This is a genomic window from Methanoregula formicica SMSP, from assembly GCF_000327485.1.
In the GTDB taxonomy this organism is placed as follows: domain Archaea; phylum Halobacteriota; class Methanomicrobia; order Methanomicrobiales; family Methanospirillaceae; genus Methanoregula; species Methanoregula formicica.
This window is the reverse complement of record NC_019943.1, coordinates 1,188,817-1,204,331: the sequence shown is the minus strand read 5'-3', so window position 1 is coordinate 1,204,331 and position 15,515 is coordinate 1,188,817. Positions and strand designations below refer to the sequence as shown.

Annotated in this window: 18 protein-coding genes; 13 read left to right on the top strand and 5 right to left on the bottom strand. The window is 56.8% G+C overall.

Annotated features, from left to right (window positions below; genetic code table 11):
• Window positions 1–32: 32 nt before the first annotated feature.
• From hcp to METFOR_RS06160, 4 genes are all read left to right on the top strand, one after another.
• Window positions 33–1,649, top strand: a complete 1,617-nt coding sequence (gene hcp / locus METFOR_RS06175) for a hydroxylamine reductase (protein ID WP_015285250.1) — start codon at window positions 33–35, stop codon at window positions 1,647–1,649.
• A gap of 62 nt (window positions 1,650–1,711) precedes the next feature.
• Entirely contained in the window at window positions 1,712–2,074 is a 363-nt protein-coding gene (locus METFOR_RS06170; protein WP_015285249.1) for a cupin domain-containing protein, read from the top strand.
• A 3-nt stretch (window positions 2,075–2,077) separates the two neighbouring features.
• Window positions 2,078–2,461: a cupin domain-containing protein gene (locus METFOR_RS06165; RefSeq protein ID WP_015285248.1), complete on the top strand. Its 384-nt coding sequence runs from the start codon at window positions 2,078–2,080 to the stop codon at window positions 2,459–2,461.
• Window positions 2,448–2,735 (top strand): hypothetical protein, encoded by a 288-nt coding sequence (locus METFOR_RS06160; RefSeq protein WP_015285247.1) that lies wholly within the window; start codon window positions 2,448–2,450, stop codon window positions 2,733–2,735. The genes METFOR_RS06165 and METFOR_RS06160 overlap by 14 nt, the downstream gene beginning before the upstream one ends.
• Window positions 2,736–2,737: 2 nt before the next feature.
• Here METFOR_RS06160 and METFOR_RS06155 read toward each other — a convergent pair whose 3' ends face one another.
• Together METFOR_RS06155 and METFOR_RS06150 are read right to left on the bottom strand one after the other, a co-directional pair.
• Window positions 2,738–3,064 (bottom strand): hypothetical protein, encoded by a 327-nt coding sequence (locus tag METFOR_RS06155; protein ID WP_015285246.1) that lies wholly within the window; start codon window positions 3,062–3,064, stop codon window positions 2,738–2,740.
• 93 nt (window positions 3,065–3,157) lie between these two features.
• On the bottom strand, window positions 3,158–3,370 hold the full coding sequence (locus METFOR_RS06150) for an AN1-type zinc finger domain-containing protein (protein WP_048110847.1): 213 nt from the start codon (window positions 3,368–3,370) through the stop codon (window positions 3,158–3,160).
• A gap of 144 nt (window positions 3,371–3,514) precedes the next feature.
• Here METFOR_RS06150 and METFOR_RS06145 point away from each other — a divergent pair, with 144 nt between their 5' ends.
• From METFOR_RS06145 to METFOR_RS06110, 9 genes are all read left to right on the top strand, one after another.
• The gene (locus METFOR_RS06145) at window positions 3,515–5,947 is read left to right on the top strand and encodes a heavy metal translocating P-type ATPase (RefSeq protein ID WP_015285244.1); all 2,433 of its coding nucleotides are present in this window, start codon (window positions 3,515–3,517) and stop codon (window positions 5,945–5,947) included.
• A 12-nt stretch (window positions 5,948–5,959) separates the two neighbouring features.
• Window positions 5,960–6,103 (top strand): YHS domain-containing protein, encoded by a 144-nt coding sequence (locus METFOR_RS15930; protein WP_015285243.1) that lies wholly within the window; start codon window positions 5,960–5,962, stop codon window positions 6,101–6,103.
• A gap of 146 nt (window positions 6,104–6,249) precedes the next feature.
• On the top strand, window positions 6,250–6,852 hold the full coding sequence (locus METFOR_RS06140; RefSeq protein WP_015285242.1) for a DUF2179 domain-containing protein: 603 nt from the start codon (window positions 6,250–6,252) through the stop codon (window positions 6,850–6,852).
• A gap of 134 nt (window positions 6,853–6,986) precedes the next feature.
• Window positions 6,987–8,000 (top strand): hypothetical protein, encoded by a 1,014-nt coding sequence (locus METFOR_RS06135; RefSeq protein WP_015285241.1) that lies wholly within the window; start codon window positions 6,987–6,989, stop codon window positions 7,998–8,000.
• 34 nt (window positions 8,001–8,034) lie between these two features.
• The gene (locus METFOR_RS06130; RefSeq protein WP_015285240.1) at window positions 8,035–8,499 is read left to right on the top strand and encodes a tetratricopeptide repeat protein; all 465 of its coding nucleotides are present in this window, start codon (window positions 8,035–8,037) and stop codon (window positions 8,497–8,499) included.
• 96 nt (window positions 8,500–8,595) lie between these two features.
• The gene (locus METFOR_RS06125) at window positions 8,596–9,084 is read left to right on the top strand and encodes a ferritin (protein ID WP_015285239.1); all 489 of its coding nucleotides are present in this window, start codon (window positions 8,596–8,598) and stop codon (window positions 9,082–9,084) included.
• A gap of 91 nt (window positions 9,085–9,175) precedes the next feature.
• The gene (locus METFOR_RS06120) at window positions 9,176–10,318 is read left to right on the top strand and encodes a DUF362 domain-containing protein (RefSeq protein WP_015285238.1); all 1,143 of its coding nucleotides are present in this window, start codon (window positions 9,176–9,178) and stop codon (window positions 10,316–10,318) included.
• 359 nt (window positions 10,319–10,677) lie between these two features.
• A complete protein-coding gene (gene gdhA / locus METFOR_RS06115; RefSeq protein ID WP_015285237.1) occupies window positions 10,678–12,030 on the top strand; it encodes an NADP-specific glutamate dehydrogenase in 1,353 nt (450 codons plus the stop codon).
• 149 nt (window positions 12,031–12,179) lie between these two features.
• Window positions 12,180–13,331 (top strand): hypothetical protein, encoded by a 1,152-nt coding sequence (locus tag METFOR_RS06110; protein WP_015285236.1) that lies wholly within the window; start codon window positions 12,180–12,182, stop codon window positions 13,329–13,331.
• Window positions 13,332–13,402: 71 nt separating this feature from the next.
• Here the strand turns inward: METFOR_RS06110 and METFOR_RS06105 are convergent, their stop codons facing one another.
• The 3 genes from METFOR_RS06105 to METFOR_RS06095 are packed head-to-tail and all read right to left on the bottom strand — an operon-like array spanning window position 13,403 to window position 15,454.
• A complete protein-coding gene (locus tag METFOR_RS06105) occupies window positions 13,403–13,774 on the bottom strand; it encodes a P-II family nitrogen regulator (RefSeq protein ID WP_015285235.1) in 372 nt (123 codons plus the stop codon).
• Window positions 13,771–14,235 (bottom strand): P-II family nitrogen regulator, encoded by a 465-nt coding sequence (locus METFOR_RS06100; protein ID WP_015285234.1) that lies wholly within the window; start codon window positions 14,233–14,235, stop codon window positions 13,771–13,773. Before METFOR_RS06100 ends, METFOR_RS06105 begins: the two co-directional genes overlap by 4 nt.
• Before the next feature lie 16 nt (window positions 14,236–14,251).
• On the bottom strand, window positions 14,252–15,454 hold the full coding sequence (locus tag METFOR_RS06095) for an ammonium transporter (RefSeq protein ID WP_015285233.1): 1,203 nt from the start codon (window positions 15,452–15,454) through the stop codon (window positions 14,252–14,254).
• Between the last annotated feature and the right edge of the window lie 61 nt (window positions 15,455–15,515).

Sequence of the window (15,515 nt, the reverse complement as noted above, 5' to 3'; positions counted from 1 at the left end):
CAAAAGAATACGAAAGGAGTTGAAGTCGAGTTATGTTCTGTTACCAGTGCGAAGAGACGGCCCGGGGTACCGGATGCACCGTGAAGGGCGTGTGTGGAAAGGAAGCGGCAACGGCCGGGCTGATGGATGTTTTGATCTATCTCTGCAAGGGGATCTCGGAGCGGAACCTTGCGGCTGCAAAGAGCGGGAAGGCGAACAAGGATGCCGGGCTCTTCATTGCCGAGGCGCTGTTTGCCACGCTGACCAACACGAACTTCGATGACGCCCGGCTCAAATCGCTCATTGCGCAGGCTGCTGCGATCCGCGATGCGCTGCCGCCCGCAGGAGCAAACGAGCCGGATGCCTGCACGTGGAAGCCGGCCAGCGATGCAACCATCGCGGCGAAAGCCGACCAGATCGCAAAGGACGCGGCAAACAACGATGACGTCCACTCGCTCCGGGCGCTCCTGCTCTTCGGGCTCAAGGGCATTGCCGCGTACTACCACCACGCGGCCGTGCTCGGGTACACGGACGAGAAGATCACGGACTTCATGCAGAAGGGGCTCGCGTCAACGCTCCACGATCTCCCGGCCGACCAGATGACGGCGCTCGTGCTCGAATGCGGGGGCGTAGGTGTCGCAACCCTCGCGCTGCTCGACACCGCGAACACGAAGATGTACGGGAACCCGGAGATCACGAGCGTGAAGACCTCGGTCGGGAAGCGGCCCGGCATTTTGATCACGGGCCATGACCTTAAGGATCTCGAACAGCTCCTGGAACAGTCAAAGGACAGCGGTGTTGACATCTACACGCACGGCGAGATGCTGCCGGCCAATGCCTATCCGGCGCTGAAAAAATATGCGCACCTGTACGGCAACTACGGCAGCTCGTGGTGGCACCAGAAGGAGGAGTTCGATGCGTTCAACGGCCCCGTGCTCGTCACCACCAACTGCATCGTCCCGCCGAAGGACACGTACAAGGACCGGATCTACACCACCGGTCCCGCAGGATACCCGGGCGTGAGGCACATCACGGCCGGAAAGGACGGGAAGAAAGATTTCTCGGCCGTCATTGCGCACGCAAAGAAGAGCCAGCCCCCGACCGCACTCCCGGCTCCCGGCCGCGACCTCATCACCGGCTGCGCCCACGAGGCCGTGCTCGCGCTGGCGGGAACGGTTGTCGAGGCCGTGAAGAAAGGCGATATCAAACGCTTCGTTGTCATGGCAGGCTGCGATGGCCGCCAAACCGAACGGGCCTACTACACGGAATTCGCAAAGGCCCTGCCGAAGAACACCGTGATCCTCACAGCAGGCTGCGCCAAGTACCGGTACAACGGCCTCGACCTCGGAACCATCGGCGGGATCCCCCGGGTCATCGATGCGGGGCAGTGCAATGACTGCTACTCGCTCGTGGTGATCGCGCAGGCGCTTGCAACGGCATTCAATGTCGGGATCAACGAGCTGCCGGTCTCGTACAATATCGCGTGGTACGAGCAGAAGGCAGCGCTCGTGCTCCTTGCGCTGCTCAACCTTGGCGTGAAGAACATCACGCTCGGCCCCAAACTCCCGGCCTTCGTCTCGCCCGGCGTTCTCGATGTGCTCGTCAGGAATTTCAATATCGGCAAGAACAGCACGGTCGAAGAGGACCTGAAGCGGATGGTACCGGCATAACCGCACGTGAGGAAGGATAGGATTTAATTTTCTTTACGCGTACAGAGCAGCGAGGAACAACAATGACCGACCCCCGGGAAGAACTCACCTCATCAGACAAAAAACGCGAGGAGCTCATCGGCAAAGTCCTTGCCACAAACGATCTCCTGCAGTACCAGGACGGGACAGTGGCAAGCCGGATGATCGTCTTCAAGAAGGCCGGCACCATCACGCTCTTTGCGTTCGACGCGGGCGAGGGGCTCTCCGAGCACTCGGCCCCGTACGATGCGATCCTTACGGTCACGGACGGGGAAGCGGACGTGACAATCGAGGGAAAACCCTTCACGGTCCGGGCCGGCGAGATGATCATCCTGCCGGCCAACAAGCCGCACGGGGTGCAGGCAAAGAAGCGGTTCAAGATGACGCTGACCATGATCCGGGAGTGAACGATGGTGGAATGGAAGCAGGAAGAGTCGGGAAAACCGGACAAGAAACGCGAGGAACTCAAAGGCAAAGTCATCCGGCTGCCGGACCTCGTGGAGTACGCGGACGGGACGGTCGCAAGCCGGATGGTGATCAACCGGAAGTGCGGGAGCATCACCATCTTCTCGTTCGACGAGGACGAGGGGCTCTCCGAGCACACGGCGCCGTTCGATGCCGTTGTCACGATCCTGGACGGCGAGTGCGAGGTCTGGGTCGCCGGGAAGATCTACCAGATGAAGACCGGGGAGACGATCATCTTCCCGGCCGGCGTCCCCCACGCGCTCTCGGCCATCACGAAGTTCAAGATGTCGCTCGTCATGATCAAGGAGGGCGACGATGGGCGGAAATGAATCGGACGGCTACTACTGCACGATCTGCGGGGGCGTTCCACCGGACAGGATCACCACGAAACAGGTCCTCATCGATGGCAAGGCAACCGGCATCGACCACCTTGACTGGATCTTTGCCGAAGTGAAGAAGCTCGGCCTTGTCAGCGACACCCGGCTCGCCGAGGAGATCCTCCTGCGGGTGCAGCAGTTCAATTACGTGCCCACGAAGAAGAAGAACGAGTATGCGGCCGGGCTCCTTGCTGCGTACAAGGAATCGCTCGCGAAAAACGAATGAAATTATTTTTTCTGTTTTGATTTTTCCACTTCGGCTTTGATATCGGCCTTTGCCTTGTCCATCTCGGCCTTGGCCTTGCTGAGGATGTCGTCGAAGGATTTCTGGACCTGGTCCGTTGTCTCCTTCACGGCCTTCTCGATGTGCTTCTTGCCCTCCTCGGTTGCAAGGAGGTCGTGGGTGGCCTTTGCCAGCTCGTCAACTGCGGAGATGACGTTCTTCGTCGCGGTTGTCAGGCGCTCTTCGATCTGCTTCTCGCCGGGCTTCTGCGCCGGGGCCACGGGCTCGTCCACCCAGATGCCCTTCTCGAAATGTCCCTTCTTTTCGGTCATGGAAATCACGGAATCTGATTGAATTACCATTCTTTTGGAATGAAACTACAAAAGGCTTCCATTCGGGAAGATGTGCCACGCATCCATCCCGCACTATTTTCCTCTTTTCTTCCACTGGCCGATGTTTCTGCAATCGTGATCGAACGGCAGCCGGTGCCGGTCACAGTAATACTTCCCGCAGTATTCGCAGTGGAACGGGAGATAGGCCCGCTCGCCGCAGGCAGCACAGGTCTCGTGCACCGGGTAGTCCTCTTTCTTCCCGATGAGATGCGAGAAGAAACGGTGAATGGAATCCCGGATGCTCATAGTGCAGATGTTGGATGGCCGGCTAAAAAAATAATCCGGAGCCTTGCAGTACCGTTTGGGATGTTTCGGATTCTGACCCATGAAACCTGCCCCGTTCACAATGATTATATCTCCATAACAAAGACACCACACAGGGAGGCAAGCATGCCGGAGCCGGAGAAGAAGAAGGCCGAACTGAAGATTACCGGAATGACCTGCGCCACGTGCGCCGTGAATATCGAAGAATCACTTTCGCAGCTGAAGGACGTGACAAAAGCCCGGGTGAACCTTGGTACGGAGAAGGCCCATGTCGAGTTCGACCCCGCCAGGGTTACGCTCTCGACGCTGGAGAAGGCGGTGAAGGACGCCGGTTACGATGTGGTTAACAGCGAGGTCACCATCAAGGTCGGCGGGATGATGTGCGCCACCTGTGTCGAGACCATCGAGGCCGCACTCCGGGCGCTGCCGGGCGTTGCAACCGTGTCGGTGAACCTCGGCACGGAAAAAGCGTACGTGACCTACAACCCATCGCTTTCGGACCTCTCCGATATGAAGAAGGCGATCGAGGATGCGGGATACCAGTACCTTGGGATCTCCGGGGAAGTGAGCGAGGAGGCGGAGAAGAAGGCCCGTGATGCCGACCTGCACGACAAGTTCGTCCGGTTCATGGTCGGGTTTGCGGTGAGCATCCCGCTGATGATCGCGATGTTTGTGCCGCTCCCCATTCCCATGCACACGCTCTCTTACATCATGCTCGTCATCGCGACACCGGTCTTCGTCTTTGTCGCAGCCCCGATCTTCCGGGCCGCGTGGGTCTCGCTGAAGAACCGGAAACTCTCGATGGATGTCATGTACGCGATGGGGACCGGCGTCTCGTTTGTCGCGAGCGTGATGGGGACATTCTCGATCATCCTCACGCACGAGTACATGTTCTACGACACGGCGATCATGCTCGCCGCGTTCCTGATGCTCGGCCGGTTCCTGGAGGCGCGGGCCAAGGGCCGGACCTCCGACGCGATCAAAAAACTGGCGGGGCTGCGGGCAAAGGTTGCGATTGTGATCCGGGACGGCACCGAACGCGAGATGGCAGTTGAGGAGGTTGTACCGGGCGATATCGTTGTGGTGAAGCCCGGTGCGAGCGTCCCTGTCGACGGCGTGGTGGTCGAAGGGGAGAGTTATGTCAACGAAGCGATGATCACGGGCGAGCCGGTCCCCCCGCTCAAGAAGAGCGGGAGCCATGTCGTGGGCGGGACCCTGAACACGAACAGCGTGCTGAAGGTCCGGGCGGAGAAGGTCGGGAAGGAGACGGTGCTCGCGCAGATCATCCGGCTGGTCGAGGACGCACAGGGGTCGAAGCCGCCGGTCCAGCGGATCGCTGATGTTGCAGTCACCTACTTTATCCCGGCCGTGCTGATCATCGCAACCGCATCGTTCCTGCTCTGGTACTTTATCTTCCACGCAACAGCGCTCTTTGCCCTTACCGCGTTCATCTCCGTACTTGTCGTTGCCTGCCCCTGTGCGCTGGGCCTTGCAACGCCGACTGCAGTAACCGTGGGTGTCGGGAGAGGCGCGGAACTTGGGATCCTGATACGGAACGGCGAAGCGCTTGAGGTAGCCGAGCGGGTGTCCACGGTTGTCTTTGACAAGACCGGGACGCTGACCCGGGGAAAACCCGAAGTCACGGATATCGTTCCGGTGGGAATCAACGAGCAGACACTTCTCTCCCTTGCCGCAAGCGTCGAGAAGAACTCGCAGCACCCGCTGGCCGAGGCGGTTGTGCGTGCAGCAGAAGGACGGGGCGTGAAGGTTGAGGCGGCAACAGGCTTTGACACGTTCGGCGGGCGGGGCGTTGCAGCAACTATCCTCTCCGAGACCGTGCTGGTCGGGAACCGGGCGTTCCTGAACGAAAAGGCCGTGGCCATTCCCGGCGAGATCGAGTCGCAGATCGTTTTGCTCGAACAGGAAGGAAAAACTGTCGTGCTTGTTGCTGCCGGGGGCACGATTGCAGGCCTGATCGCGATTGCCGACAGCATCAAGCCGACCACCCGCGAGGCGATCGCCCGGCTCCGCGCCATGGGGAAGGAGGTCGCGATGATCACGGGGGACAACCGGAGGACCGCGGACGCGATCGCCCGGCAGGCCGGAATCGATACGGTGATCGCGGAAGTAATGCCGCAGGACAAGGCCGCGGAGGTCCGGAGGCTGCAGGAGAAAGGAGGGGTCGTTGCCTTTGTCGGGGACGGGATCAACGACGCACCCGCGCTTGCGCAGGCTGACGTAGGGATCGCGATCGGCAGCGGTACGGATGTTGCCATCGAGAGCGGGGATATCGTGCTCGTCCGGGACGACCTTGTCGATGCAGTTGCAGCGATCCAGCTCTCGAAAAAGGTGATGGGACGGATCCGGGGCAACATCTTCTGGGCATTTGCCTACAACATTGCCCTGATCCCGGTTGCCGCAGGAGTCCTCTACCCATCATTCGGCATCACCTTCCGGCCGGAACTCGCCGCTCTTGCGATGGCAGCGAGCTCTGTCACCGTGGTCACGCTCTCGCTGCTGTTAAAAAAGTATATACCCGATGCAAAGAAAGGCAGGTAACTGAGGTGTTCTATGGCAATCGACCCCATCTGCAAGATGACTGTTGACGAGAAGACTGCGAAGTTCACGAGCGAGTACAAGGGGAAGAAGTATTACTTCTGCGCCCCGGGCTGCAAGAAGAAGTTCGACTCCGACCCGGCAAAATACGCAGCGTAATCCGGGCTCTCTCATCCGCGCGATTGCGGTTAACCAGTCATATTTCCCTTTTTTCTTGTTAGTCCCGGCGAATCTTGATATAGAAACACCCGGCAACACTTTTCTACGTACTGCAGATCCGTAATCCGCGATACAAAGGCGAAGCTATGGCAATTCCCCTTATCAGCCCCGAACTCTATGCATGGGTGATCCTCCCCCTCCTCATCTTCCTTGCCCGCATTGCCGATGTGAGCATGGAGACAATACGGGTCATCTACATCTCGCGGGGGATCAAGTTCCTTGCCCCCATCATCGCGTTCTTCGAGATCATTATCTGGCTGCTCGCGATGGAAGTGGTGTTGAAAGACCTCTCGAATATCGTATACTTCATGGCCTATGCATTCGGGTTTGCCGCGGGGACGTATGTCGGGCTCGTGATCGAGGAGCGGCTCTCGATCGGGACGGTGATTTTGAGAATCGTCACGACTGAGGAATCGACCGATGCGATCGCAGCATTCCTTGAGGCAGAACATTTCGGGGTTACATATCTCGATGCACGGGGCTCCCGCGGGAATGTCCGGATGATCCTCACGCTTGTCAACCGCACGGACGTGCCACGGATCACGGAGCACATCGAGAAGACCAACCCCAACGCATTCTTCTCTATCGAGGATGTCCGGTACGTGAACCAGGGCGTGTTCCGGCCCCGGGCACAGAGAAGCCTCTCGGGCATCTTTGATTCCCTTGTCCATTCCCACAAGCGGAAATAAGGAAATTCATCAAACCTCTCCTGTTTTTTCTTTTTCCTCACCGAAATGTGTATACTATAAATGCACCGGTACGAACTATTGTAATACCCACAGATCCTTGGGACGGTGTTCGGATCCGCCCCGGTGATTTTCCCATGAAGACCGAGATGCCCTTATCCAAGCCGATCCGGAGGATCCTTGCACACACCGAAGAGTTGCTCGATACCGAAGTGTCGCTCCTGCGCCAGCCGGAAGCGGAGCCCGGGGGCACACTCGTCGACAAGTTCACCTACGACATCGACACCAACGTCATCATCTTCCCGGCGCAGTATGTCGGGCTCTTAAAAGACTTCATCATCGCGAAACACTGCACGCACCTCCTGATCAAGGGCGCTGCGGCAAAGAAGGGAGAGTACAAGGTTTGCTCCTATAACGCTGACTCGGTGTATAACGGGATGAGGCAGATTTACATCGATGCCCTGAAGGATGAAGCAAAGAAGGAGAACAAGCTCCCAGTGCAGAAACTCATCCAGATGCTCTTCATTCTCTTCTCGCATTTCAATGACGACATCAACGAGATCCCGTGGAACGCGATCATCAACGCTGATGTGTATCACCGTATGCCGAAGATCCGGAAGACCCAGCTCTACCATATCATGAAGGAGAGCAAGAACGACATGGACGAGATGATGGAGCAGGAGTCCATTGTCCCGCGCCGGTATTTCGTTCTCAACAAGGCAATGTTCTATGCCCGGGACATGTACCTTGCAAAGACCCTCCCGGCAGACGAGCTGATGCCGGTCCTGAATATCCCGCAGATGAAGAAGTTCAACCATCTCGAGGTCAAGGAGATGCTGACCACCCGGTGGACGCACACGGCCTGGTACCAGTCCAAGGTCTTTGGGGACAACATGCTCTCCATCATCGAGAAGCCGCTCGGGCCGGTGGACTGGAAGGAAGAGCCCACGATCGATTACTATTACGACCTGTACAAGGTCGGGAAACTGTTGACCGACAACCTGATCGGGTACATGACCATGCGGGACTGGTTTGTCTGGGAACCGCCCAAGCATCTGCTCGATGCCCACGACCACAAAGCGGAGCACGAGAAGGGTGCGCTGAAACGGATCTTCGGCGATCTTATTACCGATACACTGGAGGGGGCATGAAGATGAACGGCGGAACTGTTTTTGGAGGCGGGGTATGGCACTGAAGGAAGCCGTGGAGCTGGCAAAGAAGGGGCTCTCCTATGCAAAGAGGACGAAATACAAAGAGGCGCTCGCCTATTACAACAAGGCTCTCACGCTCGACCCGAACTATGCGGAGGGGCTTTTCCTCCGGGCCTCGGCGCTGATCGAGTCCGGCAGGTACATGGAGGGGCTCGCCGACTGCGACAAGGCCATCTCCATCAACCAGAACCTTTCCGAGGCCTGGTCCAAGAAAGCGCTTGCCCTCTTCTATCTGGAACGGATCGAGGACGCCCTTGCTGCGAGCACCCGGGCGTCCACCCTGAACGCGAACGATGTCACGGCATGGTACATCAAGGGGGTCTGCCTCGACGAGATGGGCCGGGGCGACGAGGCCCAGGAAGCATACGGGAAGTCGCTCGAACTCGAGATCATCCTCGACATGCACGCGGAAGCAAAGAAGATCCGCAACCAGCGATAACCCGCTCCTGCCGGCGGGCATATCTCTCCTTTTTTGCGGCTATCGAAACTATTATCAAACGGAAAACCAATTTCACGATCTGACGGAGGAATCCGCATGTTAACGAAGTCTATGGAAACTGCATTAAACCGGCAGGTCAACCGCGAGATGTATTCCGCGTACCTGTACCTGGCAATGTCTGCGTACTTTGAGACCGCAAACATGAAGGGCTTTGCAACATGGATGCGGATCCAGGCAAAGGAGGAGCAGGCCCACGCGATGAAGATCTATGATTACATCATCGCACGCGGTGGCACGATCGCACTCGAAGCAATCGAGGCCCCAAAGGCAAAGTGGACATCGGCCGGGAAGGTCTTCGAAGAGACTTATGCCCACGAGCAGAAGGTCACGGGCATGATCAACAATCTCGTGGACCTTGCCATCAAGGAGAAGGACCACGCAACCTTCGAGATGCTCCAGTGGTTTGTCAGGGAGCAGGTTGAGGAGGAGCAGAATGCCAGCGAGATCCTCTCCCAGATCAAGGTGCTTGGCGATGTTGTCGGCCACCTCTTCTGGCTCGACCACCAGCTTGGCAAGCGGGAATAATTTCTCTCCTTTTTTCAGGTATCCCTCATCCGTGTCTTCATCACGGGGACCGGCGATCTTTTCCTCCGGTTAACCGGCGGGATTATACGGTATGGGTGTCAACACTCCCCGCAGGGGAGTGTTCGTAGTGAAGAGTCCCGTGTATTTTGCGAGCCTCCGTGCGTTTTCCGACAAGGAAGCGACAACGGAGAAAGTGCGACGGCTGTTCGATGTGGCCGGGTTTTCCGATCTCATTGCGCCGCAGGACAAGACCGCCATCAAGCTCCATTTCGGCGAGGTGGGGAGCGACGGGTTCATCAGCCCGGTCTATGTCCGGCAGGTTGTGGAGAAGGTCAGGGAGTGTAAAGGCCTGCCGTTTCTCACCGATACTAATACCCTGTACCTGGGGGCACGATCGAACGCTGTCGAGCATATCGGTACTGCAATCCTCCACGGGTTCGATTATGCTGTTGCCGGTGCCCCGGTCATCATTGCAGACGGGCTGAACGGGAAGAACATCCACAAGGTGAATATCGGGAAGAAACATTTCAACGATGTGTCGATTGCCGGGGATATTGCCGCTGCCGACAGCATGATCGTCCTCTCCCACTTCAAGGGCCATATCGTCTCCGGGTTCGGCGGGGCGATCAAGAACATGGCCATGGGTTGTGCACCGCCGGAAGGAAAGCGGGCACAGCACAATGCACGGCCGTTCACGATCCCGGAGAAGTGCACGGGCTGCGCTTCGTGCATGAAGGTCTGCCCGAAAGATGCGATAACCGTGAAGAAGAAAAAGTCCGTTATCGACCACGAGCTCTGCATCGGCTGCTTCGAATGCATGCACGCATGCCCGGAGCATGCGATTGATATTGACTGGGAGACCGAGATCCCGCAGTTCATGGAGCGGATGGTTGAGTACGCGTGCGGGGCAATGAAGGGGAAAGAGAAGAAGGTCGGGTTCATGAATTTCCTGATCCGGATCACGCCGGACTGCGACTGCTTCCCGTTTTCCGATGCGCCAATTGTGCCGGACATCGGCATCCTTGCATCAAAGGACCCGGTAGCAATCGATGCCGCGAGTTTCGATCTCGTGAACCAGCAGCAGGGGTACAGGGACTCGCTCCTCACTACCCACCATCACCCGGGGGAGGACAAGTTCACGGGCGTCCACGTTCAGACGGACGGGTACCGGCAGGTGCGGTATGGCGAGGAGATCGGGATGGGGAGACGGAAGTACGAACTCATCAGGATCTGATTTAAAAATTCGTGTACCAATCCGCTCCCTCTTTTTTTCATTTTTTCTCGGCAATTTCCCGGAAATCCGGAAGAAAAGATCGTTTGGGTGCGAGCGCAAAACAAAATATTTAAAGGAGGGTGGAAAGCAACGGCTTATTAGTGAATAGATATTAAATGTAACCGGCTTGTGAAGAGCCCGCCTCCAGACAACACCATCGATCAGCCGGGGAAATATGCGCCTTCGATCCGAACGCTCGGTGAAAAGAGCTGGATTTTTCTGCGGCTAAAAAATATCCGGTGTTACCTGGGAAGAATACAAAACCCATTTATGGATCATTCAAGTGATGTATCATACGGCAACAAGCGAGTGTGAATTGCATGACTTCTTTAAAAAATAAGTACTTACAGCAGGTGTATGACGGGGTCGTCAAGAGAGACCCCGACCAGAAGGAATTCCACCAGGCAGTTTTCGAAGTGCTCCAGTCTTTCGAACCGGTCATCAAGAAGACGCCTGAACTTTTTGAGAACGGACTTCTCGAACGGCTCGTTGAACCCGAGCGGGGCATCCAGTTCCGCGTTGCGTGGGTGGATGACAAGGGCAAGACCCAGGTCAACCGCGGGTACCGCTTCCAGTTCAACTCGGCAATCGGCCCGTACAAGGGAGGTCTCCGGTTCCACCCTTCGGTTACCGCCTCCATCATCAAGTTCCTCGGCTTTGAACAGATCTTCAAGAACAGCCTGACCGGCCTGCCCATGGGTGGCGGCAAGGGTGGCTCCGACTTCGATCCCAAGGGTAAGTCCGATGCCGAGATCATGCGTTTCTGCCAGGCTTTCATGACCGAACTCTCCCGCCACATCGGGGCAGACCTCGATGTTCCCGCAGGTGACATCGGTGTCGGAGGCAGGGAAGTCGGGTACATGTTCGGCCAGTACAAGAGGATCCGGAACGAGTTCACCGGTGTCCTGACCGGCAAGGGACTCTCCTTTGGCGGTTCACTGGTGCGGACCCAGGCTACCGGCTATGGCCTGTGTTACTTTGCGCAGGAAGCGATGGCCGTGATGAAGAAAGAATCCTTCAAGGGGAAGGTCACGGTCATCTCCGGTTCCGGCAATGTGGCTACCTACGCCGCAGAGAAAGCCATGCAGCTTGGGGCCAAGGTTGTTGCAATGTCCGACTCCTCCGGATATATCTATGACCCCAAGGGGATCAAGCTGGATATCGTAAAGCAGATCAAGGAGGTTGAACGGGCACGGATCAGCGAGTATGCCAAGCGTGTCCCGGGCAGTGAATACCATGATGGCTGTAAGAAGATCTGGCAGGTCCCGTGCAAGGTTGCACTCCCGTGCGCAACCCAGAATGAGCTCGATGGCGAGGATGCAAAGGTCCTCTTGAAGAACGGCGTCATCGCGGTCTGCGAAGGCGCAAACATGCCCTGCACGCCCGAAGCGGCTGAGGCATTTATTGCAGCAAAGATCGTTTTCTCTCCCGGAAAAGCCTCCAACGCAGGCGGTGTCGCAACCTCCGGTCTCGAGATGTGCCAGAACTCCGAGCGTTACTCCTGGACAGCCGAGGAGGTCGACGAGAAACTCAAGGGGATCATGGTGAACATCTTCCACAACTCCTACAATGCATCCAAAGAATACGGCATGGAAGGAAACCTCGTTGCCGGTGCAAACATCGCTGGTTTCTTAAAAGTCGCCAACGCCATGAAGGCCCAGGGAGTTTTCTAATCCCTTTTTTCTTTTCTGATCCGGCAACGACTGCTTCGCACCGTCTCCGGTTATCTGTGATCCCGGCCAGAAATCCGCCAACCGGGCAGATACGTCCCTGCAAGGCAGATGGTTATTTACTATTACCACAGAGATTCATTGTCATAACCATGATCCCGTGGCTCAATGCGAATTTCCGGCATTTTAAACCGACAGCGGCCATTGCCATCAATGCCACGCGGCACATGAATAAGATTGAGAGAAGGAAACTCTTCTCCCCGGATATCGAGCCGATGCGGACTGCTGAGGGCCGGTGGTTCGAGGCCATTGTCTACGAGATGTTCCTTGACATCGCAAAGAAGACCGACACGATCCAGTATATTGCCATGAAAGGTGCCGATGCCCCCCGCCGGCGCGAGAATGTGAAGGTCGGGCAGAACGGACTGTTCTACTCAAAATACGGGGATATCACCATCCGGGGCAACGGCCAGGACCTTGCCGAGTTCGACATGCTGCTCGTGGATTCGGACAACCATGTCGCTTTTGCCGAAGTGGTAACCTCGCCGGCTGACTTAAAGGAGTTCGAGATCGAGATCGCGTACAAGAAGAAACTGCTGGGATACCTGTACAACCAGAAAATCACGCCGTTCCTCCTTGTCTCATCGTTCGATCTCTCCAACTATTCCGTTGTCAAACGGCTGGCAAAGGACAAGACCAACGCGATCATCCATACCAGTTCCTGCGAGGAGATCAAGTCGCTTGTCAAGCACTACCGCCCCCGCATCATCTATAACGTGCCAGAGGAGCACCCGAAACTGATCCGGGCAACGGATATCAGGATGAAACACCCGTTCAATTACAAGGGCTATCATGACGAGGTGAAGAACCGGATCTTTACCGGGATCGCCCATACACCCGGCCGGATCAGCCCTGAAATCCCCGGGCCTACCGGCCAGCTGGTCAAAAAGGTGCTCTATGGCGGGCTCTTCCCCCCCGCGATCAGGGCGGTCTGCGAGACGTGGGGGATGACCGTGAAAGGGAAAAAGATTGCTTTTGAGGATTTTTCCCGGCAGTATTCCAAAGCGATCATCGCAACCGATCTTCCCGGGTATGAACTGATCATCTACCTCAGGTCACGGCAGAAGAAAGAGTACCATAAACTCGTGCAGATGAAAGACGGGCATTTCAAGTTTGAGCGCCCCACACCCCCCAAGGTCGGTTTTTTCCTCTGGCTGGAGACCATCCAGCCCACGCTCGGAGCGCGGATCACGCTGCAGATCATTGACGCGTTCACCATCCATGAACGGCAGAGAACCCAATAACGGTTTTTCATCCACATTTTTAAAAAACGCAGGAGATTTTCCCCGGGAAAATTCCTCCTTCCGGTATACGCTCAAACCGTGATTCCGGAGGAACCGCCTGCCAGGGAGTCGTCGGGGATTTCCCCGTTTCCCGGAAAGATTGCTTTTTCCACCGGCAGTATGTGGATGTGAATGTCAATCCCCCGCGCCTGGCAGGTGTCCATAAGGGTGCTGATGAGCTCATCCGTCCGGGAATAATCAACAACCATCTCGAGCTGGATCCACGGCAAAAGATTTGAATCCCGGAAACTCCTGCATGCAAAAAAGGAAGAGGAGTGTCGCTTTGCCGTTCCCTCAACGGGTGTGAAGAGCATACGGAAAAAACCGTTCTCTTCCAGCGCTGCGGTGATGATCGTTATCTTGTCAGGCGGGAAGAGTGCCCTCACCAGTTTCAGGGTCTTCACACCCCATTCTTCTTGGCCGGTTGTGAATTCGCAAGATCCAGCCAGACCATCATCTCTTCGTCCTCAACACTGGTCGTGAATTCAACAGGAGGATTGGATGCCGGGACACCAAACGTCCCGCCCACGGGTTTTTCCTCTAATGTCTCTCCCGTCCGAATACGGATGGCCCGTTCAACCGGCATCACAAAGATCCGCCCGTCTCCCACCTTTCCGGTACGGCATGCTTCCGAGATCGTGGTGACAACACGTTCGACCTTGTCATAATCAACCACGATCTCGATCTGGATCTTGGGCAGGAGATCAACGGTCATGTGGCCGCCCCGGTACTCCAGGGTGATCCCTTTCTGGTCGCCCCGGCCCTGGACCTCCGTCACGGTCATGCCGGGAAAACCACTCTCTTCCAGCGCTTTCTTTACATACTCAAACCGTTCCGGTTTGATGATTGCTTTGATCATTTTCATACTGGTTCACCCCCATTCAGCAGCGCTCACCGTGCTGCGAGAGATCAAGGCCGACATACTCTTCTTCTTCCGTCACGCGCAGGCCGATCGTCTTGTCGATGGCAACTGCAAGGATGTAGGTAACAACGAATGCGTAGACAACCGCTGCAAGCGCTCCCGCTGCATTTGCCACGAACTGGTGCACGTTTCTTTCGATCAGACCTGATGCACCGTTAACGGCAGCCACTGCAAAGATACCGGTTGCAAGTGCACCCCAGAGACCGCCCATGCCGTGGATTGCCCACGCGTCAAGGCTCTCGTCAAGACCTTTCCGGATGCGCCAGAGCATGATGCAGTAACAGAACACGCCCCCGACAGCGCCGATCACGATTGCTGCCATCGGTGTCACGAACCCCGCTGCCGGTGTGATCGAGACGAGCCCTGCAACTGCACCGCTGACGAATCCAAGGGAACTCGGCCGGCCGTTGAGCCAGCTGACCAGCATCCAGGCAAGCGCACCCGCTGCTGCTGCCGTGTTTGTTGTTACAAACGCATTTGCTGCAAGGCCGTTTGCCGCAACCGCGCTGCCGGCATTGAACCCGAACCACCCGAACCAGAGGAGCGCAGCCCCGAGAATGGTCAGCGGGATATTGTTGGGTTCCATCACGTACTTGCCAAAGCCCACGCGTTTGCCGATGACGAGTGCAAGCGCTAGTGCCGCAAACCCTGAACTGATGTGGACTACCGTTCCCCCGGCAAAATCCAGCGCACCGAACTGTGCCGCCCAGCCGCCACCCCACACCCAGTGCGCGAGCGGGTCGTAGACAATCGTTGTCCAGATCAGGGCAAACACCAGATATGCGCTGAATTTGACGCGTTCGGCAATGCCCGAAGTTACGATGGCCATCGTCACCGCTGCAAACACGAGCTGGAAGACCATGAACAGGAGCCCCGGCACGACCGGACTGAATGCTCCGGGTTCCATGGTCACGTTGTTCAATCCCAGGTACTCAAGGTTCCCGATGAATCCGCTGACATCCGATCCAAACGCAAACGAGTACCCGATCACGACCCACTGGATACTTACCAGTGCAAAGGCGACAAACGACAGGGTGATCATGGAGATCAGATTTTTCCTGCGTACTAGTCCCCCGTAAAAGAATCCCACCGCGGGCGTCATCAGCATGACAAGCGCCGTTGAGGCAAGGATCCATGCAGTTGCTCCAGAATCTAGTGCCATTCGTTTCACCTGTTATCTGTTTGCATTATCCCCTTGGCAGAAAGACCACTGATTTTCCAGG

Bases quoted from the DNA above. Each gene is read 5' to 3' on its own strand.
- METFOR_RS06165 (WP_015285248.1), top strand. From the start codon at position 2,078: ATGGTGGAATGGAAGCAGGAAGAGTCGGGAAAACCGGACAAGAAACGC.
- METFOR_RS06155 (WP_015285246.1), bottom strand. From the start codon at position 3,064: ATGACCGAAAAGAAGGGACATTTCGAGAAGGGCATCTGGGTGGACGAG.
- METFOR_RS06120 (WP_015285238.1), top strand. From the start codon at position 9,176: ATGGGTGTCAACACTCCCCGCAGGGGAGTGTTCGTAGTGAAGAGTCCC.
- METFOR_RS06150 (WP_048110847.1), bottom strand. From the start codon at position 3,370: ATGAGCATCCGGGATTCCATTCACCGTTTCTTCTCGCATCTCATCGGG.
- METFOR_RS06145 (WP_015285244.1), top strand. From the start codon at position 3,515: ATGCCGGAGCCGGAGAAGAAGAAGGCCGAACTGAAGATTACCGGAATG.
- METFOR_RS06140 (WP_015285242.1), top strand. From the start codon at position 6,250: ATGGCAATTCCCCTTATCAGCCCCGAACTCTATGCATGGGTGATCCTC.
- gdhA (WP_015285237.1), top strand. From the start codon at position 10,678: ATGACTTCTTTAAAAAATAAGTACTTACAGCAGGTGTATGACGGGGTC.
- METFOR_RS15930 (WP_015285243.1), top strand. From the start codon at position 5,960: ATGGCAATCGACCCCATCTGCAAGATGACTGTTGACGAGAAGACTGCG.
- METFOR_RS06095 (WP_015285233.1), bottom strand. From the start codon at position 15,454: ATGGCACTAGATTCTGGAGCAACTGCATGGATCCTTGCCTCAACGGCG.
- METFOR_RS06135 (WP_015285241.1), top strand. From the start codon at position 6,987: ATGAAGACCGAGATGCCCTTATCCAAGCCGATCCGGAGGATCCTTGCA.
- hcp (WP_015285250.1), top strand. From the start codon at position 33: ATGTTCTGTTACCAGTGCGAAGAGACGGCCCGGGGTACCGGATGCACC.
- METFOR_RS06160 (WP_015285247.1), top strand. From the start codon at position 2,448: ATGGGCGGAAATGAATCGGACGGCTACTACTGCACGATCTGCGGGGGC.
- METFOR_RS06110 (WP_015285236.1), top strand. From the start codon at position 12,180: ATGATCCCGTGGCTCAATGCGAATTTCCGGCATTTTAAACCGACAGCG.
- METFOR_RS06130 (WP_015285240.1), top strand. From the start codon at position 8,035: ATGGCACTGAAGGAAGCCGTGGAGCTGGCAAAGAAGGGGCTCTCCTAT.
- METFOR_RS06100 (WP_015285234.1), bottom strand. From the start codon at position 14,235: ATGAAAATGATCAAAGCAATCATCAAACCGGAACGGTTTGAGTATGTA.
- METFOR_RS06125 (WP_015285239.1), top strand. From the start codon at position 8,596: ATGTTAACGAAGTCTATGGAAACTGCATTAAACCGGCAGGTCAACCGC.
- METFOR_RS06170 (WP_015285249.1), top strand. From the start codon at position 1,712: ATGACCGACCCCCGGGAAGAACTCACCTCATCAGACAAAAAACGCGAG.